General features: G+C 46.3%; 28 protein-coding genes and 1 pseudogene. 3 read left to right on the forward strand and 26 right to left on the reverse strand.

Annotated features, from left to right (window positions below):
* Positions 1-182 precede the first annotated feature (182 nt).
* Together ACIFQM_RS20435 and ACIFQM_RS20440 are read left to right on the forward strand one after the other, a co-directional pair.
* A complete protein-coding gene (locus ACIFQM_RS20435; protein WP_430042649.1) occupies positions 183-779 on the forward strand; it encodes a thymidine kinase in 597 nt (198 codons plus the stop codon).
* Positions 780-842: 63 nt separating this feature from the next.
* Positions 843-1055: pseudogene (locus tag ACIFQM_RS20440) on the forward strand (sporulation protein); the annotation flags it as partial.
* A gap of 126 nt (positions 1056-1181) precedes the next feature.
* Here ACIFQM_RS20440 and ACIFQM_RS20445 read toward each other — a convergent pair.
* The 3 genes from ACIFQM_RS20445 to ACIFQM_RS20455 all read right to left on the reverse strand — a co-directional run bounded on the left by ACIFQM_RS20445 (position 1182) and on the right by ACIFQM_RS20455 (position 2556).
* Positions 1182-1586 carry a hypothetical protein gene (locus ACIFQM_RS20445; protein WP_430042648.1) on the reverse strand — a complete coding sequence of 135 codons (405 nt, stop codon included), beginning with the start codon at positions 1584-1586 and terminating at the stop codon, positions 1182-1184.
* A 67-nt stretch (positions 1587-1653) separates the two neighbouring features.
* Positions 1654-1854, reverse strand: coding sequence for a signal peptidase I (gene lepB / locus ACIFQM_RS20450; protein ID WP_430046398.1), 201 nt, complete (start codon positions 1852-1854; stop codon positions 1654-1656).
* A 492-nt stretch (positions 1855-2346) separates the two neighbouring features.
* Entirely contained in the window at positions 2347-2556 is a 210-nt protein-coding gene (locus ACIFQM_RS20455) for an XRE family transcriptional regulator (RefSeq protein WP_430042644.1), read from the reverse strand.
* Between the two features lie 238 nt (positions 2557-2794).
* Between ACIFQM_RS20455 and ACIFQM_RS20460 the strand changes: the two genes are divergently transcribed.
* On the forward strand, positions 2795-4195 hold the full coding sequence (locus ACIFQM_RS20460) for a helix-turn-helix domain-containing protein (protein ID WP_430042642.1): 1401 nt from the start codon (positions 2795-2797) through the stop codon (positions 4193-4195).
* A 233-nt stretch (positions 4196-4428) separates the two neighbouring features.
* On the opposite strand, the gene ACIFQM_RS20465 is transcribed toward ACIFQM_RS20460, so the two are convergent.
* The 23 genes from ACIFQM_RS20465 to spoIIIAF form a co-directional block, all read right to left on the reverse strand.
* Positions 4429-6129 carry a methyl-accepting chemotaxis protein gene (locus ACIFQM_RS20465; protein WP_430042640.1) on the reverse strand — a complete coding sequence of 567 codons (1701 nt, stop codon included), beginning with the start codon at positions 6127-6129 and terminating at the stop codon, positions 4429-4431.
* A 312-nt stretch (positions 6130-6441) separates the two neighbouring features.
* Positions 6442-7077 (reverse strand): hypothetical protein, encoded by a 636-nt coding sequence (locus ACIFQM_RS20470; protein ID WP_430042638.1) that lies wholly within the window; start codon positions 7075-7077, stop codon positions 6442-6444.
* Positions 7078-7188: 111 nt separating this feature from the next.
* Complete coding sequence (locus tag ACIFQM_RS20475; RefSeq protein WP_430042636.1) at positions 7189-7326, reverse strand: type II toxin-antitoxin system HicB family antitoxin; 138 nt, start codon at positions 7324-7326, stop codon at positions 7189-7191.
* A 491-nt stretch (positions 7327-7817) separates the two neighbouring features.
* Positions 7818-8621 carry a sporulation transcription factor Spo0A gene (spo0A, locus tag ACIFQM_RS20480; RefSeq protein ID WP_283652305.1) on the reverse strand — a complete coding sequence of 268 codons (804 nt, stop codon included), beginning with the start codon at positions 8619-8621 and terminating at the stop codon, positions 7818-7820.
* 216 nt (positions 8622-8837) lie between these two features.
* The gene (gene spoIVB / locus ACIFQM_RS20485) at positions 8838-9998 is read right to left on the reverse strand and encodes a SpoIVB peptidase (RefSeq protein WP_430042635.1); all 1161 of its coding nucleotides are present in this window, start codon (positions 9996-9998) and stop codon (positions 8838-8840) included.
* Positions 9999-10121: 123 nt separating this feature from the next.
* Positions 10122-11840, reverse strand: a complete 1719-nt coding sequence (gene recN, locus ACIFQM_RS20490; protein WP_430042631.1) for a DNA repair protein RecN — start codon at positions 11838-11840, stop codon at positions 10122-10124.
* A 60-nt stretch (positions 11841-11900) separates the two neighbouring features.
* A complete protein-coding gene (ahrC, locus tag ACIFQM_RS20495; RefSeq protein ID WP_430042628.1) occupies positions 11901-12350 on the reverse strand; it encodes a transcriptional regulator AhrC/ArgR in 450 nt (149 codons plus the stop codon).
* A gap of 16 nt (positions 12351-12366) precedes the next feature.
* Positions 12367-12843: a hypothetical protein gene (locus ACIFQM_RS20500; protein WP_430042626.1), complete on the reverse strand. Its 477-nt coding sequence runs from the start codon at positions 12841-12843 to the stop codon at positions 12367-12369.
* Positions 12844-12999: 156 nt separating this feature from the next.
* Entirely contained in the window at positions 13000-13848 is an 849-nt protein-coding gene (locus ACIFQM_RS20505; protein ID WP_430042624.1) for a TlyA family RNA methyltransferase, read from the reverse strand.
* Between the two features lie 75 nt (positions 13849-13923).
* Positions 13924-15822: a 1-deoxy-D-xylulose-5-phosphate synthase gene (gene dxs / locus ACIFQM_RS20510; protein WP_430042912.1), complete on the reverse strand. Its 1899-nt coding sequence runs from the start codon at positions 15820-15822 to the stop codon at positions 13924-13926.
* A gap of 107 nt (positions 15823-15929) precedes the next feature.
* Positions 15930-16853: a polyprenyl synthetase family protein gene (locus ACIFQM_RS20515; RefSeq protein WP_430042622.1), complete on the reverse strand. Its 924-nt coding sequence runs from the start codon at positions 16851-16853 to the stop codon at positions 15930-15932.
* The gene (gene xseB / locus ACIFQM_RS20520; protein ID WP_007430920.1) at positions 16825-17085 is read right to left on the reverse strand and encodes an exodeoxyribonuclease VII small subunit; all 261 of its coding nucleotides are present in this window, start codon (positions 17083-17085) and stop codon (positions 16825-16827) included. The genes ACIFQM_RS20515 and xseB overlap by 29 nt, the downstream gene beginning before the upstream one ends.
* Positions 17075-18439 (reverse strand): exodeoxyribonuclease VII large subunit, encoded by a 1365-nt coding sequence (gene xseA, locus ACIFQM_RS20525; RefSeq protein ID WP_430042620.1) that lies wholly within the window; start codon positions 18437-18439, stop codon positions 17075-17077. The genes xseB and xseA overlap by 11 nt, the downstream gene beginning before the upstream one ends.
* Positions 18440-18451: 12 nt before the next feature.
* Positions 18452-19309 carry a bifunctional methylenetetrahydrofolate dehydrogenase/methenyltetrahydrofolate cyclohydrolase FolD gene (gene folD, locus ACIFQM_RS20530; protein WP_430042618.1) on the reverse strand — a complete coding sequence of 286 codons (858 nt, stop codon included), beginning with the start codon at positions 19307-19309 and terminating at the stop codon, positions 18452-18454.
* Between the two features lie 37 nt (positions 19310-19346).
* Positions 19347-19796, reverse strand: a complete 450-nt coding sequence (gene nusB / locus ACIFQM_RS20535) for a transcription antitermination factor NusB (RefSeq protein ID WP_430042616.1) — start codon at positions 19794-19796, stop codon at positions 19347-19349.
* A 133-nt stretch (positions 19797-19929) separates the two neighbouring features.
* A complete protein-coding gene (locus ACIFQM_RS20540; protein WP_014282226.1) occupies positions 19930-20163 on the reverse strand; it encodes a DUF2273 domain-containing protein in 234 nt (77 codons plus the stop codon).
* A 15-nt stretch (positions 20164-20178) separates the two neighbouring features.
* Positions 20179-20718, reverse strand: coding sequence for an alkaline shock response membrane anchor protein AmaP (amaP, locus tag ACIFQM_RS20545; protein ID WP_283657139.1), 540 nt, complete (start codon positions 20716-20718; stop codon positions 20179-20181).
* Positions 20719-20791: 73 nt separating this feature from the next.
* The gene (locus ACIFQM_RS20550) at positions 20792-21205 is read right to left on the reverse strand and encodes an Asp23/Gls24 family envelope stress response protein (protein WP_014282228.1); all 414 of its coding nucleotides are present in this window, start codon (positions 21203-21205) and stop codon (positions 20792-20794) included.
* A gap of 125 nt (positions 21206-21330) precedes the next feature.
* Positions 21331-22674: an acetyl-CoA carboxylase biotin carboxylase subunit gene (accC, locus tag ACIFQM_RS20555; protein ID WP_430042613.1), complete on the reverse strand. Its 1344-nt coding sequence runs from the start codon at positions 22672-22674 to the stop codon at positions 21331-21333.
* A 63-nt stretch (positions 22675-22737) separates the two neighbouring features.
* A complete protein-coding gene (gene accB, locus ACIFQM_RS20560) occupies positions 22738-23229 on the reverse strand; it encodes an acetyl-CoA carboxylase biotin carboxyl carrier protein (RefSeq protein WP_430042611.1) in 492 nt (163 codons plus the stop codon).
* A gap of 138 nt (positions 23230-23367) precedes the next feature.
* Entirely contained in the window at positions 23368-24195 is an 828-nt protein-coding gene (locus tag ACIFQM_RS20565) for a SpoIIIAH-like family protein (protein WP_430042610.1), read from the reverse strand.
* A 59-nt stretch (positions 24196-24254) separates the two neighbouring features.
* Positions 24255-24896 (reverse strand): stage III sporulation protein AG, encoded by a 642-nt coding sequence (gene spoIIIAG, locus ACIFQM_RS20570; protein ID WP_430042608.1) that lies wholly within the window; start codon positions 24894-24896, stop codon positions 24255-24257.
* A 16-nt stretch (positions 24897-24912) separates the two neighbouring features.
* Complete coding sequence (spoIIIAF, locus tag ACIFQM_RS20575) at positions 24913-25683, reverse strand: stage III sporulation protein AF (RefSeq protein WP_430042606.1); 771 nt, start codon at positions 25681-25683, stop codon at positions 24913-24915.
* Positions 25684-25714 lie beyond the last annotated feature (31 nt).

Consider the following 25714-nt stretch of genomic DNA (forward strand, 5'->3'; position numbering starts at 1 on the left):
ACGGCAACAGAGCAATGACATCCACTTTTACGTTCCAAGAACAGATATACAATAACATGTCGAAATACAATATATTTTCCCTAGTCTGTTTGCTGCACATTATGGTAATCTATAATGGCCTTTTCTTTCGGGAATAATAGATTCACAGCGTTATGCGCATGTTACAGAGAGGGGAATTCGCGTTGCATACAGGACAAATTACGATCATTACAGGCCCCATGTTTAGCGAAAAATCCGGCGAACTCATTCGCCGCTGTCAAAAATTAATTCAATACGGACACCGCAAGGTGGTCGCTTACAAACCAGCTGAGGATAATCGCTACGCCAAGGACGAAATTGTAAGCCGCATCGGATATCGGCTGCCTGCCATCTCCATTCCAAAAAAACTCACAGATGAGCTCGTACAGCGGATTTTGGAAGAAACGAAGGATGCCGATGTGGTCGCCTTTGATGAAGTACAGTTTTTCAGTCGTCATATCATGACGTTGGTGGAGGAGTTAGCCTACTGTGGCAAGCATGTCATTGCAGATGGACTCAATTTGGACTACCGGGGTAAGGAATTCGGATATGTCGGCGGTTTACTCGCCATGGCAGATGACATCGAAAAGCTAGCTTCCTTTTGTGCCGTATGTGGAAGCTCGGAAGCTGTATATACCCAGCGTATGGTGAACGGAAAGCCTTCCACTGTAGGGCCTATTGTAATGATCGGCGACTCAGAGGCGTATGAGCCACGTTGCCGTAATTGCTTTATACCACCCCATAAAGTGAACTGCGATTAGCACGGAAAATTTGCCATCAGGCTGCGATAAAGGCACGACAACCAGCAGAGTTTTTTCAACAAGATCTTGGCAAGCGCAGGAATCGGCAAAATTGACATCGAACTCAAAACAGAATATATCGAAGAGCACGATGACAAGAAAACCACTTCCACCTGCTGCATCGCTCGGGTCAAGGTATCCGACGGCTTTCATTATATCGAGAAACTGGAGCTAATTATGCAGTTGGAGCCTGAAGGCGTGCATGTGCTTGTCGAAGTGGATCGCAGAGGCGCTGGAGGAACTGCTCGACAGACAGCTTTGATAAATATGTTGATATAACAAAAAATCCCCGCCGTTGAAGTCACGGTTGGGGATTATTATGCTGTTCAAAATACTCTGCCGTTTCCGTATCATCTGCATCGGCTACAGTGGCAGCATGTCCTGTCGTTCCGCCTTGTGCTTGCAATCCTTGCATACCCCGTACAGCGAACCATTGTCATCTGCGTAAAAGGTTAATTTGTCTTCTTTTTTACAAAAGGAGCATTTTTGCTTGCCCGTGCCCTGGATAGAGTCAGACAGTCCATATCCAGATTGGACTTGAATACTAGCTGCATTTGTATTCGCGCGGGAATCCGAAGATACCTTAGATTTGGACACGCTTCCGGTCCGGAATTGTCGGGCAGGCTTACGAGGACGAAATTCAACGACATTGCTGTTCCGCTGTCCATTCACTTGTTTTTTGCTGCTGCGACCACGCCATGCCATAACAATCCAACCCAACGCCACCAACAACACGCCGACGATCACCCAAGTTAGACTATTCCACATGCCTTCATCCCCGCCTTTGTTTTATAATCGTTAGGTTTGCTTCCACTTCCTCGTACAAGTACAGGCTTTATTCTGTTTCGTCTAACGGAATCCCGTACAGTGCAATAACCTTGCCTATCACCTTATTTGTTGAAATAAATCCCAGAAAACGACTGTCTGTGCTGTTCATCCGATTGTCTCCCAACACAAAAATCATACCCTCCGGTACAACATCCGACTCACCTCTTAACGGGAAATTAAGCAAGCTAGGTAAGTCGCCTTTATACAAATTGTACATCATCCTTCTGAAAAACGATAATATCCCCCTCTACGAAAATCGTTCTCCTTTGAGTATGACTTTATATCATCACTTACATTGATCATACCTAGTGCTAATACAGCAGCCAACATTCCAATTCATCATACTGTCTCCCAATACTTGTCAAAAATTTGAAAAATACAAACAAAAACAGTCACCCCCGAGAGGATGACCTATTCAAAAAGTATCATTTACCATAATTATCAATATATTAGCATATATTCGGTTATTGGTCTACCTTTTAATCCTTCCCAATTTTCTTTGGAGTTTGCACTACAGGAGGTTTTTTAGTGACTTTCAGATAGCATTCGGCACAAATCACAATTCCTCTATACAGAACGATTGACTCTCTACTATTACAGAATATGCAATGATGAGAATGGGAACGTACTTTAAGCTTGTGTAATTTCCCTGTCATTCAGCATTCCTCCTTCATATATAACATGAATCATACTTGAACGCCTATTTCGTAAATGTATCATCAATACCGAGCAATTCAGAAACTAATCGCCTATATCGCTTAGCTTTGCGGGTTCCATGGATTAGATTCGATATACGGGACGTGGGAATTTGGTAAGTCTCGCAAAAGGCTTGTTGATCCATATGCCTTTCAACCAACTTCTGCTTAATCGCCCATCCAAAATCAGTTACAGGATGTTTATTGTTATTCAAAAGACTCACCTTTTCTGTTTATGTATTGTTGTACTTATACTTATAATGCTTAACATAGCTTTACACTATCATGCTTATACTAAAATTTGGAATGATAGGATACTGGTTAACACCCTTCAATTTTTGGACATAATTTACAGATGTTCAATTCGGCATATATAATCACTTTGCACATATGAAAATCAGGAGGATATTGTTTCAGTTGCATTCTGAAGTTGGAAGAAGGGAGTCTCTATCCATGGAAGGAGCTATCGCGATTCGTTCGGAAATACGCACCTGCTTGCAGCAAAAAGGATACACCCTGAGAAGCTTTGCTGATCTGTCTGGAGTAACGGTAAGTTATCTCAGCACGTTACTGAATGTGGATAAAATTAAACCCATATCGGTAAGATATATAGATGTCATTGCAAGCGCATTAGGACAACCAGAAGGCTGGCTATATGAGTTGTATGTGGAAGAATGCTTTGTTACGGGAAGCCCACATCGTAGTCGAATTAAACCCTTTTTATTGCGTTGCGTAGAGATTGGCCTTACGGACTGCATAATCGTCGTTCTATCCCGTATGCTGGAAGATTTAAACCAGCTTGAGCTGGTATTTGAAATCGCGGAGGAATTACATAATGCAGATAAACCGAAGGAAGCTGTTCCTTTCTATGAATGCATAGTGGAAAATGAGAAATATCAGCATTCAGAGCGTTTAGCCATTAGTCACTATAGGCTTTTTCGTGCTGCACTTGGTCAGAATTTGGAAAAGAACCGTGAAGCAGCGATACGGTTTGCGCCTTTTCGTAACCGTTTACCTGTAAACTATCAATTAGATGGTTATTATAAACTGACAGGTACATCGTTTAATCAGCATAAATGGGATGAAGTCGAGGTATACGCTGATGAATTCCAAATCGTTGTAAAAGCTGCATACAATGATAAAATACGTAGACTAGAAATCAAGAAGAAGGCTGAACCACTTGTAACGGATCATCCTTTTGTTTTTTATTACGGATATAGTTATCTGATGAAATCTCTTGCCTTACAAAAGCAAAAAAAGTACAAAGAAGCTAAAGCTTACATCTATAAGTATAACGATCTTAGTTGGATGAAAGGTATGGATAAAAAAAATCAGAAACAAGTTGAACAGTTTAAGCTTTGGGCAGAAGGTAATATGTATACACTTGATATACTTACGAACAAAAGATCTGTAATTCCCCGTTACATACAATATTTAAAAGAACATCCTGATGAAATACTAGCGGGGCTACTTACGATTTTAGAATCAGCGAATAATTATGATTTTTTTGTGGACGAATTATTGGAGGAATTTAGAGAACAAATTTCTAAATTCAATAAACTTAGTGACAAGACACACAGAACTTATTATTTTTCATTCCTACATGAGCTTGCCATCTATAATTTTAAAAATGAAAGAATGCATCAAGGACTTAATTGCACTTTGCATTCCCTAAGATTAGCCATTATCATGAATAATGACAGTGACTTCAAGCAATGTGTTACTATGTTTGAATTAAACAAAAAATTTGCTACCGCAGAACAAAAAAACGAGTACGAAAGTATTATTAAGGAGGAAGGTAATGATGAAAAATTCTCTAATTGTTCATCTCGTTCTGGCTTTTGGGTTAATTAGTACCATCCTACCAATCTCGCCAACTACAGTTATCTCCCACGATAGCATCAAGATAAACAATCATGGAGCAAGCTAAAATACTGCACTTCGCTTAAAACAGAATATTTCTTTGGATTCCAAGGTTATGTAAACTTTTAAGGTTCCGTATTGGATTGCCTCAAAATAAAAAGAAACAGCGTGTTATTACACACACTGTCTCAGTTGAATCCCAGCTTGATCTATGTTGATCTGAGTTACACTTTGAATTTGCCGATTTGTCCTTGCAGGTCCTCTGCCATGGTAGATAAGTTTCTTGCAGCTGAAGCAATTTCCTCCATGGATGCCAGTTGCTCTTGTGTTGCAGCAGACACATGTTGTGTTCCTGCTGCGGCTTCCTCGGCAATGGCTGAAATCTGTTTGACAAAGCCAACAACTTCATCCGTACTTGCAGACATTTGCTCTGATCCAGCGGATACCTCTTCAATCTCACTCGCTACTTTATTAACGGTTTCCTGAATCAGTTCAAAAGAAGCCCCTGCATTCTGCACGACTTCCCGACCTGTCATGACATCTTTTCCATTGGACGCTACAGCCTCGATCGCATGGGCAGTATCTTTTTGAATCAAACCAACAAGTTCCGTAATTTGTTGAGCAGAATGAGCCGATTGTTCTGCCAACTTGCGCACTTCACCCGCAACTACAGCAAATCCGCGACCGTGTTCTCCTGCGCGGGCCGCTTCAATCGCAGCGTTCAGAGCAAGAAGGTTGGTCTGACTTGAAATATTGGTGATTACATCAATGATCTTGCCAATTTCATCTGAACGCTCTCCCAAACCAGCCATCAGACCAGCCAATCCCTCCATAGAGTGATTTACAGCGTTCATCTGCGTAACAGCCTGTTGAATCAATTGGTTACCTTCGGCTGATTTGTGTGCCGCATCCTGAGCAGATGCAAATACATTTTGCGCACGGATGGCAATTTGTTCAACTCCGATAGACATTTCCTCAATAGCTTGGGACGACTTGGTCACCATATCCACCTGTTCGCCCGTTCCTGTAGCTACTTCTTGTACCGTTTCGGTTATTTGTGCAGAAGCTTGGCTATTTTGCTCTGCGCTGGCCGTCAATTCCTCTGAGGATGTGGTTACCATTTCAGTCGTCTTACTAACCGATTGGATTAATTGGCGAAGGTTTTCAACCATCGTATTAAAGGAATGTGCCAACGTGCTAATCTCATCCTTACCCTTCACGACGATAGCTTCACCTGTAAGATCACCCGATGCAATGCTTTCAGCAGCGCGGCTGATCCGCAAAATGGGTTTAGAAATAATTTGGGCGATGATGAGTGCCATGATGAATGCCAATACAATGGCCGCAATACTCAAAACGATGACTATTTGTCTGCCTGAGATAAAATTGTCAACGCCTTCTTGTGTAATCTGTTTTGAGCCATCTGAGTTCAGCTTGATGAGCTGAAAGATCATATTGTTCGCGCTATCCCATAGTGCATAGGAATCTTTATGAAGAATGCTGGATTGAACATAATCGTTAGCTTTCCCTGCTTCAATAACCTCTGGCAACATATTCAGATAATCTGCATATTTTTTGGAGAAATCATCATACATTTCACGTTCTTTAGGAGTAGCAATTAATTTTTCATATGTTTTCCGGCTGCTCTCGATTTTTTTCAAAACCTTATCGTATTCCTCCTGAACCTTCTCCACCTCTGCCGGATCGCGTTCTACAATAATATTCAGGGAAAGCCGTTCTACATCAGATATATCACCGTTTATCGTTCCCAGGATAGTCACACTGGGCATCCAGTGGCTATCAATTTCCATCGAAGTGTCACCCAAGTTTTTCATTTTTGAGATGGATACCAAACTAATTATGATCAATAAAGCAATTACTGCAAGAAAACCCAATAACAATTTTGCTCGGATGTTAAATTTCATACATTCGCTCCTCAAACTCTTTATAGTAAATATTATATCGACATGAATCGACACATTGTTTATATCAACTTAAAGATATTTTTCAGAACTGTTTCCAAAAGGAAAATTGGCTGACTCCATATAAAGGTGTATCTAGAAAGCACGCTCCCCTTAATTTTCTTATCACCTAGTATCTTCAGTAAAACCTCAACCTTGTTCAACCCATTTGCCGCCTTAGTTAAGTGGACCAAGTGTGTAGACATGTCACTACGGTTATGGGTTCTTTTTTTCCACTTTTTCTAGTCTTATCCCATAGATACGTCCTGATCGTTATTACTGCTCCCCTACCAGCTTAAACTCACCGTCAGCGAAGTTGCCAATATCGTAGTTTTGAACGGATAGGTTAATGACTGTAGAATCCATCCATTTCGGCAAACCTGGCGCGTCACCGTAATACTTTTTGGCCGCCGCAATAAGACTGTCAGCCTTTGCTCTTAACTCTCGATCTCCAACAGTGTACGCACCTTTTCCTTTATACGCCAACGCCATCGATGGTTGATTAGTAACGTCCATAGTTACACTATCAAGTTCGTCGCGGCCTGTTTGGTTGAAGTATATCCGATCTACCACGAAATCGTCGGTTACTACGGAACCCTCGATAACGTGGGCCGCTTCTGTCATGTAAGCGACAGACTTATACGTTGCAATTTCCTGCGCGTTTGCTTCCTGCGCTGCTTTAACGTCATCCACCGATTTCGCTAGTGCTGTATTTTCCGTTTTCAACGAAGCTATCTGCGCCTTTAGACTGTTATTTACAACAAACAGCATGATCGCTGCAACAACCGCTACGCCTGCCAGTATCGTCGCTATTAATGCAAGCTTATTTAGTGGCGCGGTCTGCTTTGTCTCTACAACTTCATAACTACTTAATTCCTCCATTAAATACATCCTCTCGATTAATATAGACATATTTTACTATGTAACCAGCCCATAATCTAGTATATTTTTCCTATGTTTTAAAAGAAAACCGGACCCACCTACGCATTATCGCGCGAGTGAGTCCGATCTACCTCTCCGTTCCTACGGCATCCATACGTCAATCAACACAACGGATTGATTCGCCTCTGTTTTGATGCTTACCAGTCGTGATACTTCCGGAATATCGTCACCATCCGCTTCCATTCCGTAGAGGTGCAATGCGAGGCAATCCTTCGCCATATACAGCGCTTCTTCATCGGTATCCCCTCAGGTGAATGCGCCAGGCAAGCCGGGAAGCTGACCGAGATGCCTTCATCGGCATAAGCGAATATGGCCAGCTATATGTAGCGGTTTTTCATGCGTTATTCCTCCTACTAATCGTTAAGAATCGAATTTACCGGTGAATATTTTGTATGTTGCACGGAGATATCCGGCTGGTACATCTCTGCGTAGAGCTTCATCCATCTCCAGTAGAAGCTTAATCTATTCACACTGCGAGTACAAAAACGCCCACCTCAAAAGAGTGAGCGTTGTTCAAACATTTGTATTTCATTAAGTTAGTATTAGTTTCAGCAAAATTTCCTGTAAATATGCGCGTAAGTTTAATCCAATTGCGGACAGGTTTATCGGAATAACGAGCGAAAGTTTATCGGAATCTTCGGTGGAACGACCGATAAATTATCGTGAACAACCGTTCTACTCACGTCCGATTTTCCGCGTTACACCAACGTTCAGGACACCTTATTCTCAATCCGAAGCTTGTCAGCTACCATCGCAATAAACTCTGAGTTGGTCGGCTTGGATTTGGAGATATTGATAGTGTAGCCGAACAGGTGAGAGATACTGTCGATGTTGCCACGTGTCCATGCTACCTCGATGGCATGACGAATGGCGCGTTCCACGCGGGATGCCGTCGTTTTAAATTTTTCGGCGATTGCGGGATATAATGTTTTGGTGATGGCACCCAAAATTTCGATATTATTGTACACCATGGTGATGGCTTCGCGTAAATATTGATAGCCCTTAATGTGAGCTGGCACGCCGATTTCATGGATAATGGCCGTAATACTGGCATCCAGGTTTTTCGTTTTACCCATTGGCACCACATTAGATCGCATGGAAGAAACGGTCACCGGACTGCTGCTGACTAATTGTGGTCCCACCAATTGACGAACACGGTTGGCAAGCACTTCCATGTCAAACGGCTTCAAAATATAATAAGATGCCCCGAGTTGTACGGCCCTTTGCGTAATATTTTCTTGACCGAATGCAGTCAGCATAATGATTTTCGGCTGAGGAGACAGGTTCATTTCTCTCAAGCGCTCTAATACGCCGAGACCATCCAGATGAGGCATGATAATATCTAAAATAAGTACATCAGGTACGTTGCGGGATTCTGCGATGTGTTGGAGCACTTCTTCACCATTATAGGCAATTCCTGTAACTTCCATATCCTCCTGATCGGAAATATATTCGGCAAGCAGATTCGTAAATTCCCGGTTGTCATCGGCCAACAATACCTCAATTTTTTGCAATGTACTTCCTCCTTATTGAGTGTTATTCAGTTGGGACATCAGCTTACAGCAAATAAATATTTCTTGTCGGAGTATATGATTTCGACATCGAATTATGAATTCCTTCTGTCGAAAATTATTTTTATTTATTTTTTTTATGGTTTCCATTATAATTAATTCTTTAACTTGCTATTCTGAGCTTATTCTTGTCATTTCGACAAAAAAATCTTAAGGCCACTAGCTCGCCTTAAGATTAGAGGATGATTTCAAGCTTACGTTATTCTGCATGATTCCTGCATCGCGCAGCATCCATTCAATAAAGCAGCCATAGCCTGATTTCGGATCGTTAACAAATACATGCGTCACAGCCCCGATGAGCTTGCCATTCTGAATAATTGGGCTTCCGCTCATCCCTTGTACAATTCCCCCGGTCTTATCCAACAGCTTTGGATCTACGATACGAATAACAAGCCCTTTGGTTGCCGGTTTATCCTGTTGAGAAATGTGTACGACCTCTGCCTGAAACCGCTGAATCTGCTGACCTTCCAATACAGTTAAAATTTCTGCGGGTCCTTCCTTTACTTCATTCGCAAGTGCCACAGGAATCGGCTTTGAATACAAACCATATTGCGGCTCATCTGACATCTTCCCAAAAATCCCGAAGTTCGTGTTTCGTTCAATATTACCTAATACCCGATGATCCTTGAGAAAATGTGCGCGTTTTTCCCCAGGTTCACCACTTTGACTTTTCGCAATTGACGTCACATTGGATTGCACTATTTCCCCGCTCCCCACAACAATGGGGGTCTGGGTATTCATGTCGGTAATCACGTGCCCCAAGGCCCCGTATACCCCCTGATCCGGTGCGTAAAAGGTCAAGGTGCCGACACCCGCAGCCGAGTCCCTAATATACAGTCCAAGCCGCCATGCTTTGTCATCACGATCATAAGCTGGTGTTAGCTTGGTGGAAATCGTCTGCTCCCCTCGGCAAAGCGTGATGTCGAGCGGCTTTTTGTTCCTGCCTGCTTCCTCTACAGCCTCCGCTACCCTGGTCAGACTATCCAGCGGTTTGCCATTCATATGTGTGATCCGGTCACCGAGACGAATCCCAGCAGTCTCCCCAGGTGACACCTTGCGGTCCATACTTTCCTGAATGACATGATGACCAACGACAAGCACTCCTGAAGATTTTACTTTGACCCCGATCGTCTGACCCCCTGGATACACCTTCAAGTCGGGGATCATGTTTTCTTGAGGCTTCTTCACTGCATGGGAACCGAATAATTCCAGAGAAGCTTGTGAAGGCAGCGCTGCATGCACATGCTTGGCGTTACCGATACAACAAATAAGAAAAACAAGCAAAAGACCGAGCAATTTGATCCTGGAGTAAAAATTCAATGGCTGTCACGCTCCCTTTGCTTCTTTCGCTTGACGAGTAAAGGTGGTCGCCAATTGCGTACCTATAAGGTAACCTTGCCCCCAGGCTTTTATAACTGTTAATCATTACGCCAGCCGCTCATTTCAGGCTTTCTTTCCTTCCGCCAAATTCAACATTTCCTGTGCGTGATGCAAAGTTTTTTCGGTAATTTCCACGCCGCCCAGCATACGTGCCAATTCCTTTACACGTCCGTCCTCATTTAACGCCTCAATTTGCGTCATTGTACGTTCGTCATGAACATTTTTCTCGATAAGATACTGGTGATCCGCCATACATGCCACCTGCGGCAAATGAGTAATCGAGAATACCTGGCAGACAGAGGACAAACGATATAGTTTTTCGGCAATGGATTGAGCCGCGCGACCACTTACCCCGGTATCCACCTCGTCAAAAATGAGTACGGGAATTTGATCATGACGTGCAAAAATACTTTTCATCGCCAACATGATACGGGACAGTTCACCACCAGAAGCAATTTTACCCATCGGACGAAGCGGCTCCCCCGGATTCGGGGAAATCAGAAATTCCGCATTATCAATGCCCTGCTTGGTTGGTCGTACCCGCCGACCTTTATATTCATATCCGCGCGGATCTTCAATCGGTTCAATACGTACCTTGAGTGACGTTCTTTCCATTTGCAGATCCTTTAGCTCCTGCTCTACCTGCTCGGCCAGCTCTTCAGCACAAATTTCACGCGCTTCTGTAAGCTCTTCTGCAATCTGAAGCAAATCCGAAAGCAACTCATCCCGCTTTGCAATCAATTGCTCCAGCCGTTCATCCTTATTCTCCAGCATATCGGTTTCCTGCTCAATACGGCTATAGTATTCCAAAATCTGCTCTATACTATCACCATATTTTCGCTGTAACCCGGTAATTTGATTCAGACGTTGCTCCACTTCGTGCAGCTTGCCCGGATTAAATTCAATATCCTCACGGTATGAACGTAATTGGAACGCCGCATCCTCCAGCTGGTAAAAAGCAGATTGAATCTGCTCCGCAATAGGCTGAAGGCTTTTGCTGTCGTAGCTTTGGACATCATTCAGTCTGGACAACACGTTATTGATCATATCCAGTCCACCTCTGCCGCTTAGCAGATCGTAGGCTCCTGATATCCCATCCATCATTTTCTCACTATGGGATAGCTTGACCCGTTCTTCTGCCAATAATTCATCCTCTCCCAATTTAAGCTCGGCAGTGGAAATTTCCTCCAACTGAAACCGATACATGTCCAATAACTGATAGGCCTTTTGACTGGAACTTTGCAGCTCCCGTACTTCTTTTTCCGCTTTAACAAAAGCATTGTAGCGCTCTCTGTAAAGCGTTTTGACCGGACCGATGACCGAATCACCGAACGTATCCAGCAGCGTCAGATGGCGGTCTGCACGTAACAAACTTTGATGCTCATGCTGACCGTGAATATTGACGAGCTGCTCACCCACCTCACGCAGCATCGTTAAATTGACCATTTGACCGTTAATCCGCGATGAACTTTTGCCTTGAACGGTCAATTCCCGCCGAATCAATAGATGTTCTTCCGCATTCGCCTTGATTCCTTGCTCTTCTAACGTTGCCCAGACCGGATGCTTAACCGGCAGTTCAAAAAGCGCCTCCATCTCTGCTTTATCACACCCATAACGGACCAGATCGGCGGAACCTCTGCCTCCAGCAATCAGACCGAGGGCATCAATAATGATGGATTTACCTGCGCCTGTTTCCCCGGTCAATACGTGGAACCCTTTATAAAAATGAACATCGACAGCCTCTACAACTGCCAAATTTCGTATAGATAAAGTGACCAGCATCGTTCTTTCACCTCTATGATGTACAAATTCAAACGTCCAAATAGGCCTTACAAATCATGTTCAGGAAATATAGCCCATAAGACGATTCACAATGGCCTCGCTGTTCTCTTCTGATCGGCAAATAATCAAAATGGTGTCATCCCCGCTAATGGTACCCATAATTTCAGGCCATTCAATGTTGTCCAATAAGGCAGCAATCGAGTTCGCCGTTCCCGGAAGACACTTCATCACGATCAGATTGGTCGTGTAGTCAATATGCAAAAAATTGTCAACCAATGTACGTTTCAGTTTCTGCGCCGGGTTATATCGCTGATCTGAAGGCATCGAATATTTGTACCTTCCATCATCCATTGGAACTTTAATAAGCAGCAGTTCCTTGATGTCCCTAGATACAGTGGCTTGAGTAACCTGAAAACCAGCCTTGCGTAAAGCTCCGACCAGATCGTCCTGTGTTTCAATTTCCCGTTGTGAAATAATTTCCCTGATTTTAATATGTCGTTGACCCTTCATAAAATCCTCCTATGGATTAATCCTCATATTCCTCTTCTTCAATGTCTTCCGCCAATGTAATAAGGCGGATACTCCGTTCGTCCGTATCAACGTACAATATGCCCGCACAGCCCGGATAAAGCAGCAGATAAGGCATAAGCCTGTCCCGCAAATCAGGACCATTCCACTCCATCGGTCTCTTGCGGCGTGACGTTTTGACCATATATGTTGAACCATTTCGCACAGCCACATAGTCTATAAACAAACGGCTATACACGGTATGTCCATTCACTTTAAAAGCAAGCGGTATTTTCATTTTTCCGCCCACCAGCTCATAACCCGCGTCTTCCAGCAAGTCCACAGCAGGCCCTTCGTCCAGCTCCTCGTTAATCGGTATAGTCTTTAATACAAGCGGTCCCGGCTCCTTTAACCAGGTACGTAGACTGTAAAAAGCCCATACCGCTAATATTACACCGATCACGACAATGATAACCGTATCATATCGCGTGTCCATGAATTCGATCACCTCATGGACATATTCTAGGACAGGAGGTGGAATCCCTTTTCTTTTGTATATCTCAATTATAAGCGAACATGAGTTCGTTAATCAATCCCTCACACCAAAAAGAGGTTCCCTTAAGTTCACAGAACTCTTGAGAACCCCTGAATGTTATTTGCGCGACGAACCATTATTGAAGGTCTGCCCTGCTTCCTGAACAGTAAGGTCAATTATCGGACGGAAATCAACGCTTTCCTGTTGCGGGTCAGCAGCAGGCTTATCCAAACGCCAATGCGCCAAAAATTCAATATTACCTTCTCCACCAGTAATAGGAGAATAAGCCAATCCTTGCAGCGAAAGTCCAAGCTCGTGCGAGAACGTCAGGATGGTCTGCAACACTTCTTTGTGCGTTGCAGGATCGCGGACGACGCCGAGTTTCCCCACCTTTTCACGTCCGGCTTCAAATTGTGGCTTAATCAAAGCCACAATGTCAGCAGGTTGATGCAGCAACGCAAGCAATGGTGGCAAAATAATGCGCAGCGAAATAAATGAAACATCAATGCTTGCAAAATTCGGTACTGGACCCTTCAAATCTGCAGGTGTCATATACCTGAAATTCGTTTTCTCCATTACGCATACCCGTTCGTCATTACGAAGGGACCAGTCCAGCTGGTTATATCCCACGTCAATGGCATATACATACTCCGCTCCATGCTGGAGGGCACAATCCGTAAAGCCTCCGGTGGATGAGCCGATATCCAGCATCGTCCTCCCCTTCATATCCAGCTCGAATTGACGGATAGCCTTTTCCAGCTTCAACCCTCCACGGCTTACATATGGATGCACTGCACCCTTTACTTTAAGCTCGCTGTCGCGTGGTATCTTCATACCCGCCTTCTCAATTCGTTCACTGTCGGCCAGTACCAGACCTGCCATAATTGCGGCTTTGGCTTTTTCACGGCTTTCAAAAAAGCCTTGTTCTACAAGTAATACATCAATGCGTTCCTTCGGAACAGACATGTTAATCTCCCTTTAAGGCAGCTACGCTGCTCTTGTCATACTTTTTTATAAATTTCACCGTTGTCGCAAGCTCCCCTATACCGATTGTCCCATGCCATACACTGGCTCGGAAGCCCATTTGCGAAGCTTAAGGCACACAGCTTCAACGGTAAGGCCCGCTTCTGCGCGTTGCTCCTTGATCGAGCCATGCTCCACAAACATGTCGGGAATCCCCATCAAACGCACCTGTGCATTTTGCATTTCTTCTTTGGCGTAAAATTCCAGCACAGCGCTACCCAAGCTTCCCGCTTCAGAAGCTTCTTCCAAAACGATCAGCTTCGTATGCTGGCGGGCCAGCTCACGAAGCATATCCTCATCCACAGGCTTAAGGAAACGCGCATTGACGACGCCCACCTGCAAGCCTTCGCGTTTCATTGCCTCCGCAGCCTCTGTCGCCACCTGGAGCATCGGGCCTGAAGCGATTACAGCGTAGCCCTCACCCTTGCGGAGAAACTCCCAACTGCCGATGGGTATAGCTTTCAGTTCTGTGTCCAACGGCACACCAACCCCATTAACACGAGGATAACGATAAGCAATCGGACCATCGTCGTAATCAAGCGCTGTTTTCATCATATGGCGCAGCTCGTTTTCATCCTTAGGCATCATAAGCACCAGATTGGGGATATGACGTAAAAATGCTACGTCGAACACGCCATGGTGTGTTTCTCCGTCAGCCCCGACAAAACCGGCACGGTCAATCGCAAACATCACATTCGCATTATGACGGCAAATGTCATGTACAATTTGATCATAAGCACGCTGCATAAAAGTGGAGTATACCGCAAATACCGGCTTCATCCCCTCCATTGCCAACGCAGCACACATAGTAGCCGCATGCTGCTCTGCAATGCCCACATCAATCATCCGTGTAGGGAATTCCTTGCTAAACGGCACCAGTCCCGAACCACCAGGCATAGCAGGCGTAACCGCTATAATACGTTCGTCCTGTTCAGCCAGCTCAATCAGCGTCCGTCCGAAAATTTCCGTATACATGGGGTTGCCCACAGCCTTGAGTACCTGACCGGATTCCATTTTGTACGGACTGATTCCGTGCCATTTGTGTGAATCTGCCTCCGCAGGCTTGTAACCCTTGCCCTTAGTGGTTACGACATGCACCAACACAGGGCCGTTGACGTTATCAGCCTGCTTGAAGGTTTCGATCAGCTTCGGCAAATCATGTCCGTCGACCGGACCGAGATACGTAAGCCCCAGTTCCTCAAACAGCACACCCGGAACCATCATATATTTAAGACTGTCCTTAACACGGCCAGCCGATTTGGCAAGTTTACCGCCGATAGCAGGTATTTTTTTCAGCAAAACTTCCAGCTCATCCTTTGCTCGCAAATAATGACGGTCCGAGCGGATTTTGCTCAAATAATTATGCATGGCCCCAACATTCGGCGCTATCGACATTTCGTTGTCATTCAGAATGACCATCAAATTTTTACGTTCATGACCAATATGGTTCAACGCTTCAAAAGCCATGCCACCAGTTAATGCTCCATCTCCGATCAACGCAATAACTTTATTGTCCTCGCCCTTCAAATCTCGTGCCAAAACCATCCCCATCGCGGCTGACAGAGATGTGCTGCTATGACCAGCTTCCCAGACATCATGCTCGCTTTCACTTCTTTTTACAAATCCACAAAGTCCATCACGCTGACGAAGAGTATCAAACCGATCCATTCGCCCTGTCAATATTTTGTGTACGTAGGCCTGATGCCCAACGTCATAAATCATCTTGTCCTTCGGGCTGTTATAGCAGTAATGCAGGGCGATTGTGAGCTCAACCACTCCCAGATTCGATGCCAGATGCCCCCCAGTCACGGACAGCTTCTCAATCAAAAAGCTCCTGATTTCCTCGGCTAGAGAAGCCAACTCCTCAACCGACAGTGATTTCAGATCGCCTGGTTGCTTTATGTGTGGAAGCAGCACGCATATCTCCCCGCTTTCCTTCAAGTTTGTGTGTAAAGTTAACAAATATTATATCACACTTTGTGACCTTGCTTAAACACTAGACAAGCCAATGATGATTAACCGTACTAATGATCACGCTTCATCAGGTAGTCCGCAATCTCCAGCAAACGCGACGAATCCGGTATACCGCCTTCTTTTAACGCTTTTTTGGCAGATGCCGTGAGTTTCTCTACTTGTAGCTGTGATGCCTCCATACCGATAAAAAACGGATAAGTTACCTTTTCCTGTGCAACATCACTTTGCGTTTTTTTACCCATTTTGCTCTCATCGCCTATAAGATCCAGTATATCGTCCTGAATTTGAAAAGCCAGACCCAGGTCTCGTCCAAATTGGCGTAGCGCTTCTAATTGATTCTTGTCCGCTCCGCCGATCCGTCCACCTGCCAAGAGGGAGAAAATGATCAAATCTGCGGTTTTGTGGAGATGGATGTATTCCAGTTCCTCGATACCTGTCATCCCCTGCTCGCCGGACATATCCGCGATCTGACCACCTACCATACCCCGTGCCCCGCTCATTTCGGACAGTTCCTCCACGATGGACAATAGCGCATCGGAGGAAACCCCGTGACGCCGACCTGCTTGTACGACGCTATGAAAGGCATGGGTCAGCAATGCATCTCCCGCTAGGATAGCAACCGCTTCTCCATATACCTTATGATTCGTCAGTTTGCCCCGGCGATAATCATCATCATCCATGGCTGGTAAATCGTCGTGAATCAGGGAGTACGTATGTACCATTTCTACCGCACATGCTACGGGTAACGCGGCCTCCCGGCTTCCGCCGAATGCTTCGGCAGATGCGATCACAAGCAGAGGCCGCAGGCGTTTTCCACCTGCGGTGAGTGAATAATTCATGGATTCACGGAGAACGGTGGGGATACTCCAATGAGCTGGGAATTGCTCGGTCAATGCAGACGAAACCGCGTCCACCGTCGCGGTCAAATATTCCTTGAACGACGATCTATTCAACGCCTTCACCACCGTTTTCATCTAACCCGCCGCCAAAAGGCTTCTTGCGCAAATCTCCATCCTCTTCCACAATCATTTCAATTTTACGTTCAACTTGCTCCAGCTTCTGACTGCAAAGCTGAGACAGCTTCATACCACGCTGGAACAGATCAATGGCTTGCTCCAGAGGAACGTCCCCGTGCTCCAGTTGTCCGACAATTTCTTCAAGAGCGGCCATGGCCGCTTCAAAATTCAATTCCGTTTCATTCGCCACCATGCTTCGCGTCCTCCTTCAATCCCCATACTTGGCAGTCCAACTGCCCGTCACTCACTTTAATTTTAATAGAATCTCCCGGCTGTACGTCTTTTAGCGACTTGATCAATCGTTTCTCCTGCTCATCATACACAAGGCTGTAGCCTCGCGACATGACCTTGAGCGGGCTAAGCGCATCCAGCTGACGAATACCCGCGTGCAGCTGCTGCCGTCCCGTCTTGGTAATAGCACGCATTGCAGACTCCAGCTGACGCTGTGCCGCATCTGTCTGCTTGCGGGCCGACCAGATTTGTTCGCGCGGGTTAAACCGCTCCAGCACCTGACGCATACGCGCGTTTTTCTCAGCGTTCAAACGCGAACGGTTACCTGCTGCACGGATGAGCCGCTGATGCAGCATATCCATCCGCTCTGCATGCTGTAGCATATAGCGGCGCGGGTGCAACAGCACCGGGGAGCGCCGAAGCCGGGTCAACCGTTCACGGCTGGTTTCCAGCCGCTGTCGGAGTGCGTTACGTAATCGCTGTTCCCTCTGGAGCAGCTGATCCCGCAACTCCTGCTGATGAGGCACAGCCAGCTCGGCGGCTGCGGTCGGCGTAGCCGCACGCAAATCGGCCACAAAATCGGCAATCGTAAAATCCGTTTCATGACCGACGGCCGAAATGACCGGAATCCCCGATGCAAAAATGGCACGCGCAACCGATTCCTCGTTAAACGCCCATAGCTCCTCCAAAGAGCCACCTCCCCGCCCGACGATCATCACCTGAACCTCCTGCATAAGGTTCATGGCTTCAATAGCCTTAACAATAGAGGGAGCAGCGCCTTTTCCCTGCACAAGCACAGGATATAACACAATTCCTGCCTGCGGATATCTCCGTTGAAGCGTCGTGATGATATCGCGTACGGCAGCTCCGGTTGGCGAAGTAATGACACCGATTGTCGTAGGGTGAGCAGGCAGATTGCGCTTGCGAGCGCTGTCGAACAGCCCTTCAACATCCAGCTTTTGCTTGAGCTGCTCATATGCAAGGTAGAGACTTCCGACACCATCAGGCTGCATCTGGATTGCATAAAATTGATATTGTCCATCCCGTTCGTACACAGATACGTTTCCCCGGGCAATAACACACGTACCTTCCTTTGGCACGAAGGGAAGCCGCTGATTATGAGTTGCAAACATAATCGAACGGATGCGGCTGCCCTCATCCTTGAGTGTAAAGTACATGTGACCACTCGAATGATGCGTAAAATTAGAAATTTCCCCGCGTATCCATACGTCGGACAGCACCTGATCCGATTCCAGCTTCATCCGGATATAGCGATTCAGGTCCTTAATGGAGTAAATACGCTGTTCAGCCACAGGCAACCGCCCTTATGCCAGACCGTGCGACCGCTTGGCCGCTACGAGCGTATTTTGCATCAGCATGGTAATCGTCATTGGACCTACACCGCCGGGAACAGGGGTAATCGGACCACATACTTGCTTCACGCTCTCAAAATCAACGTCACCCGCCAGTTTTCCGCTCTCCAGACGATTCATGCCTACATCAATGACTACCGCTCCAGGCTTCACGAACGAAGCATCAATAAAGTTGGCTTTTCCGATGGCAACCACCAAAATATCCGCTTGCCGACTCAGCTCGGCGATATTCGCCGTACGAGAGTGACACATGGTCACCGTAGCATTTTCGCGCTGCAACAGCAGCGATACCGGCTTGCCCACGATATTACTGCGACCAATAACCACCGCATGCTTACCCGCAATTTCTACCCCCGCACGCTTGATCAGCTCAATGACACCAGCAGGAGTACAAGGCAGGAGACTATCATCACCGATGACCAGATTCCCCACGTTCACCGGATGGAATCCATCCACATCCTTCTCGACTGCAATGGCGTCAATGACTGCTTTTTCATGAATGTGCTTTGGCAACGGAAGCTGTACCAGAATCCCATGAATATTACTTTGGAGATTCAGCTTGTCCATCAGCTCCAGCAATGCTTCCTGTGAAGTATCCACTGCCAGCCGATGTACCTCGGAATAATAACCGAGATCATGACATGCCTTTTCCTTGTTTCTAACATACACCTGAGAAGCAGGATCTTCACCTACCAGTACGACAGCCAGTCCAGGCTGAAAGTTGTGCTCCTTCAGACGGACGACCTCCTGCTGAATGCTTGCGCGAATATCCTTAGAGATTTGTTTGCCATCAATGATCGGTGCTGACATATTAACCACTCTCCAACCTGAGTAAAATAATCTCAACTTAAAACTGTGCTTTTAGTTGCTCCAACTCTTGTATAATCCGTCCCAGAACACCGTTGACAAATTTACCTGACTCCTCGGTGCCAAAATGCTTGGACAATTCAATCGCTTCATTAACTGCAACTTTAGCTGGAACATCCTCACGGAAAATCATTTCATATGCTGCCAGTCTCAAAATTTGGCGATCCACGCGTGAAAGTCTGCTGATCTGCCAGCCTTTAAGATAATCCACGAGAAGTTTGTCAATCGCTTCCTTGTGTTCCCAGGTACCCCTCACATGCTCCAATACGTAAGCCCTTAACACTGCTGCATTTTTGATGACTACTTCCGCTTCGTTATCCTCTGCTGCTTCCTGGAGCAACATATCTATTGCTGCTGCTGCATCCACTTCGTTCATTTCCATTTGGTACATGCTTTGTACCGCTATTTCCCTCGCCAGACGTCTTTTCATGCCCTGCCTCCTACGCTTGCCTGTATCTTTTTTCATTTTAACCAATTCCACAAAAAAACCTGTGAACGCATCCTCCAAAACGTTGGGCGCAAAGAAGCTACAGCTCTATTTTGGAGAAAGCGTATCACAGGGTTCATTTAAAAGGACGCCAACGTTGCGACAGCCAGTCGCTCCATTCCTTCCAAGGGAGGAGGGAACCAAGCGCTGCGTCGCTACGTCTTCCTAGCGTATATCCGATGAACACCATCAATGCAAAGAACAACATATTCCAAAAGCCCGCCCACAAATAAATAAACCCGAAAAAAATGCCAGCCGTAATCCCTGTGATCCGGCCCTTGTAACTTCCCCATATTTCTTTCCAGGGCATCAGGGAAAATCACCTCTATTCCACACGACTCTTAAAGCTTGGTGACTGAGAAACATTGGCGATGTACACAGACACATTGGACACAGGAATTCCCGTAATTTCTTCCACATGGTCGTGTACCCCCTTTTGTACCTCGGAGGTTAACACCGGAATAGAACTTTCCCCGTCCACAACCGCCCGAATCGTAATATCAAGTCCCGATTCCAGCACGCGAATACGTGCTTTCAAATCCTGTATCCCACGAAATCTGGAGGCCGCTTTGAGACACAGATTTTCGATGGTATCCACTGAAATCTGAATGTCGCCGTACTCCGTTCGTTGATCTATAGAATGCTGTACCGTTTGGTTTCGGCGAATGGAGATATAGAAAATCCGGAGACTCAAAAGCAGCAGCACTCCTGCAATAATCAGGCTGGTAAACCACACAATCCGCTCATCCTGAATGCTTAAGGCATACGGAATGGCCCCGCTCAGGAGGAGGATGGCGAGAATGGAAATAATTCCGATACTTAAGCTGTACAAGAACAGCAGAAGTCTGTCCATAACTTTAGCCACGAAACGCACAGCCTCCTTAAATTAGAGTAAACCCTCGACCCTTACGGGTCGGGGGTTTGTACAAAGTATCGCTCTATTTAACCCGTCCGGCGCCCAGAACTTCCGGCTCTTCTACTTTTTCGGCACTTTTGAATTGAACATCATGAATTTGCACATTCACTTCAACAACGTTAAGACCTGTCATGGTTTCGATGGAACGCTTAACGTTCTGCTGAATAGCAGCAGCCACCTCAGGCAGACGGTTACCATACTCGATGATGACGGAGACGTCTACAGCTGCTTCACGCTGTCCGACTTCCACTTTTACACCTTTGGACAAATTTTTACGGCCCAGCAGTTCGGCAAACCCACCTGCAAATCCGCCACTCATTCCCGCTACACCCGGCACCTCAACGGTTGCCAGTCCGGCAATGACTTCAATAACCTCCGGGGCAATCTGAATCTCCCCAATTTCTGTACGCTCGAATTCGGTTGGCACTGTGCTCATACCTTCAACACCTTTCGGTCAAAATAAGTTTCACTTCAGCTTTGGATTTCAAAGCAGACATGCTCACTTATTATCCATACTATATCATTTGGCGTTCATTATGACAAACTAAGGAAATATACCGATTAAACTTCGTTATCCTCCAAAAATTTAATATCAAAATCGCCCTTGATGAAGGTCGGATGCTCCAACAAACGTTGATGAAAAGAAATGGTTGTCGGTATGCCTTCAATAGCAAATTCGGACAGAGCCCGCTTCATTTTGGCAATCGCTTCCTGACGTGTAGGCGCCCACACAATCAATTTGGCGATCATGGAGTCATAATAAGGAGGAATGCTGTAGCCTGGATATGCTGCGCTGTCTACCCGTACCCCAGGGCCGCCTGGAGGTAGATAAAATCCGATTTTACCCGGTGCAGGCATAAAATTGCGATCAGGGTCCTCGGCGTTAATACGGCACTCCATCGCCCATCCATTGATGGTGACTTCTTCCTGTGTAAAGGAAAGCGGATGCCCCTCAGCGACCAAAATCATTTCCTTAATCAAATCCACACCGGTAATCATCTCCGTTACGGGATGCTCTACCTGAATACGTGTGTTCATTTCCATAAAATAAAATTGATTATCCGGTCCAAGCAAAAATTCCAGCGTTCCCGCACCGGAATATTGTACAGCCAAAGCCGCACGAACGGCTGCCTGACCCATTTCTTCACGCACATCCTGTGAAAGTACAGGACACGGCGCTTCCTCCAGCAGCTTCTGACGACGGCGCTGCACAGAGCAGTCCCGTTCGCCCAGATGCGCAACATTGCCGTGCTTGTCCGCTATGATCTGAATCTCCACGTGCTTCATACCAGTCAAATATTTTTCCAGATACACACCTGCGTTACCGAACGCTTTTTGCGCTTCCTGCTGAGCGGTAGTAATTTGTTGAATAAGATTATCCTCATCCTCGGCGATACGGATACCTTTACCACCGCCACCTGCTGTGGCTTTGATGATTACCGGATAGCCAATATCACGAGCAATGGTAATGGCATCCTGCAAATCCTCCACCAGCCCGTCCGAACCCGGAATGACCGGAACCCCGGCATCCTTCATCGTCTGCTTGGCGACAGCCTTATCCCCCATTTTGTTAATCGCTTCTGGAGAAGGACCAATAAACGTAATATTGCAAGATTCGCAAATTTCAGCGAAGTCGGCGTTTTCAGCCAAAAATCCGTAACCTGGATGAATCGCATCACATTCAGTCAATGTCGCAACGCTCATCAGATTCGTGAAATTCAGGTAGCTGTCCTTCGACAGCGTCGGTCCGATACAGTAAGCCTCATCTGCGAGACGCACATGTAACGAGTCCTTGTCGGCTTCCGAATATACGGCAACCGTCGAAATATTCATTTCGCGGCAAGCGCGAATGATACGAACCGCAATTTCCCCACGATTCGCAATCAATACTTTTTGAAATGTCATGACTTTATCCTCCCTGGGAGCAGCCTGGCTGAACCCTCAAAACAGAGGGTTCAAGCGAGCGTCTTACTCCGGTTTCACAAGGAACAATGGCTGTCCATACTCGACCAACTGTCCGTTTTCGGCCAAAATTTCCACAATTTCGCCCTTCACTTCAGCTTCCAGCTCGTTCATCAGCTTCATCGCCTCAATAATACACACCGTTGTTTTCTCGCCTACTTTACTGCCGATACTCACATACGGAGACGTATCCGGGGATGAAGAACTATAGAAAGTGCCCACCATCGGAGATACGATTTTATGTAGATTGCTTGCATATTCCTTAGTCTCCCCAACAGATGCATGTCCTGCATCGGACTGTGCTTGTGGATTCGGAATAGCAGCTTGTGGTGCCATCGTATAAGTAGGTGCTGCCACAGGTGCATGTACCGTAACGATCTCGCTTTTACCCGGTTTACGGATCAACAGGCGAGTTCCTTCATTTTCAATTTCAAGCTCATGCACAGACGTTTCATCCACCAGCTTGATCAATTCCTTAATCTCGCTTAATTTGAACATCTCAATTAATCACTCCTTCAGCATTTTGCCGGTTGCTGATAACATTGTTGAAACAGCTTTATGTATTATATCACAATCATTAAAAATAGAAAGAGCCCGGAAATGTGCAGAAATCCGGGCTTTTTCTCGAGTTTTGTCTTATTGTGTAACATACTGGACGCTGATCTTGTCCTGCGTTACGTTCAGTTCTTTCATGACCCTATCGACGATCGTTACCGCTTGTTTGGCATCCAGTTTTTCACTCAGAACCACTACCTTGTATTTATCAGCATCTTCCTCACGAACCACCGCATTGGCGAACTGCTGCTGAAGCTCTTCCTCAATTCCGGTGATTTTCGCCTGTTTGTCTTCCAGCACATGCAATTCTTTTTGTGCTTCTGCGGCTTTCTTAGCAGTGCTATCGTTCATTGCAGTCGTCAGCTCATCGTTTTTCTTTTGATTCTCCACATCCCGCTCCAGCAAGTAGTTGTCGATAACCGCAGCGGCCGTTGGCTTCGCGGCTTGTTCGGTTGCCACCTGATCGAGTACCTGCTGGTCCGTTTTCGCGGTGGATGCTGCTTTGTCGTCACTTTTTGCCGCAGGATCCGGCGCGTTAGCAGTAGTATTTTGATCCGATTTAGCAGACTCAGCAGCTTGGGCAGATGCCGTATCTTTATTTTCGCCTGTAGTAGATTCAGTAGCAGGATCCGTTGCCGCAGCCGTGTCCGTCTTCGCGGTAGAGGCAGTCCCTTCACCGGTTACTTCTCCATTGGTCACCACTTCATTCACTTTCAGCTCGTTCAGTTGCTCTTCTGCCTTGCCTGTCGCTTCCTGGGCGGTATCCTGCTTAACCTTACTCACTTGCTCACTGTCCGCCACAGGCGGGTTAGCCGGGCTGGAATCCTCCGTAAACAGATAGTACGCAGACAGCACGACCATTAAACTCAGCATGGACACCAGCCAAACGGTTTGTCTTTTGTTATTCATGTTCCGTCCTCCAATATCATTAAATTAGGATTTCATTTATCCTTGATTATGATTTCAATCTATCCCTGCTTGCGCGGGACAACTGAAATTTTATAGGAAGGCACATTAAGTCCCTTCTGTACGGCATCCACAATCAACTGCTTCACGGTGGGATTTTCTGCTCCCATTGCCACCACCAGCACGCCCCTCACCTGCGGCTTTACTTTTTTTGTAACAATCGGGGTGTGCTGACCTCCTGACGATTCATAGGTGACAATCTCTCCATCGCGTGTATATTGAGTGGTATGTCGCTGACCGCCATTGGCATCCGTCTCATTATTTTCTTCCTGCATATCCTTCACATTACGTTGAACGATGACTTCCTCGGTGGAGTCAACTGTAACCATGACATCGACGGTTCCTACACCAACGATCTGCTCCAGCATCTGCTTCATATTATCTTCGAACACCTTCTCAATTCCGGCAAAGGAACTTTCCTCACCCCCCGTTGTCTGAAGTGCGGGTTCATTTTTCATCACGCCAGGCGGCTCCCGCCCCACATTTTCCGGGTCCACCTTTTTCACATTGACAAACGAGTTAAAAAGCATGATCGCGACCCCGATAAGACCAAGAATAAGCAGCCAGCGAAATGAATTAAACCTTTTGGGCCCGTCTGCCCCCCTGCCCATCCATTGCTCCAGCTTTTTCATCCATTTGCCCATGTCTGCTCACCTCCTGTTACCATTCATGTGTACTGTCCTGCGAAGAAAGCACCTGCACATTTTTGCTGTCGACACCCCATTTTTCGTGCAACAGTCCTGTAATTAAACCGAAAGCTTGCGTATCTGCTGTCTTTTCACCATCAGAGCCTTCTACACGGTTGTTGGTACCCTCTAACGTTCTCTTCTCTTGGTCCGATGCTTTTACTGGAGTTGGCTCTATACGGATATTTACTGCTTTTTCAGCGACAGGCTCTACCATAATCGGCTTGGAGTCCGAATCTGGCGGGACATTCGCGTTTTTCTCCTTACGCCCAGACTGCTGCTCCGCCAGCTTAACCACGACCGACTGAATCCCCGTTCCAGCCTCCAGATCGGACGCTCCCTGCTTCATCTGAGCAAGCGTAACCTGAACCGATTGAATCGCTAACCCGGTACTCTGCTCCAGCTGTCCCTTGATTTCCTTGGCTACCTCTTGACCAGCCCATTGCATGGAGCTTTGCTCCTGCTGCTGCTTCAGCTTGTTGCCTTTTGCCAATATTTCCTCCAATGTCGGTTCGCCCTTGCCCGTCTCTGCCTGACGTTGAAGATCAAACGCGCGCCCCAGAAGCTCAGAGGGACTGGTACTCAGCAAACGCACGACTGGAGAAAGCAGCGTCAGCAGAATAAGCAGGCTGAGTACGAGCTTGACATACCTTTCCATGGAACGGCTTGGCAAGATCATATCTATAAAAGAAGCCAGCAGCACAATCAGTACCAGTTCCTTAAGCCAGCCTCCCAGCCAGGTCACGTCACTCCCCTCCCCCCGTTTGATTTCCGAT

The sequence above is a fragment of the Paenibacillus sp. NRS-1782 genome, assembly GCF_050467685.1.
In the GTDB taxonomy this organism is placed as follows: Bacteria; Bacillota; Bacilli; order Paenibacillales; family Paenibacillaceae; genus Paenibacillus; species Paenibacillus terrae_A.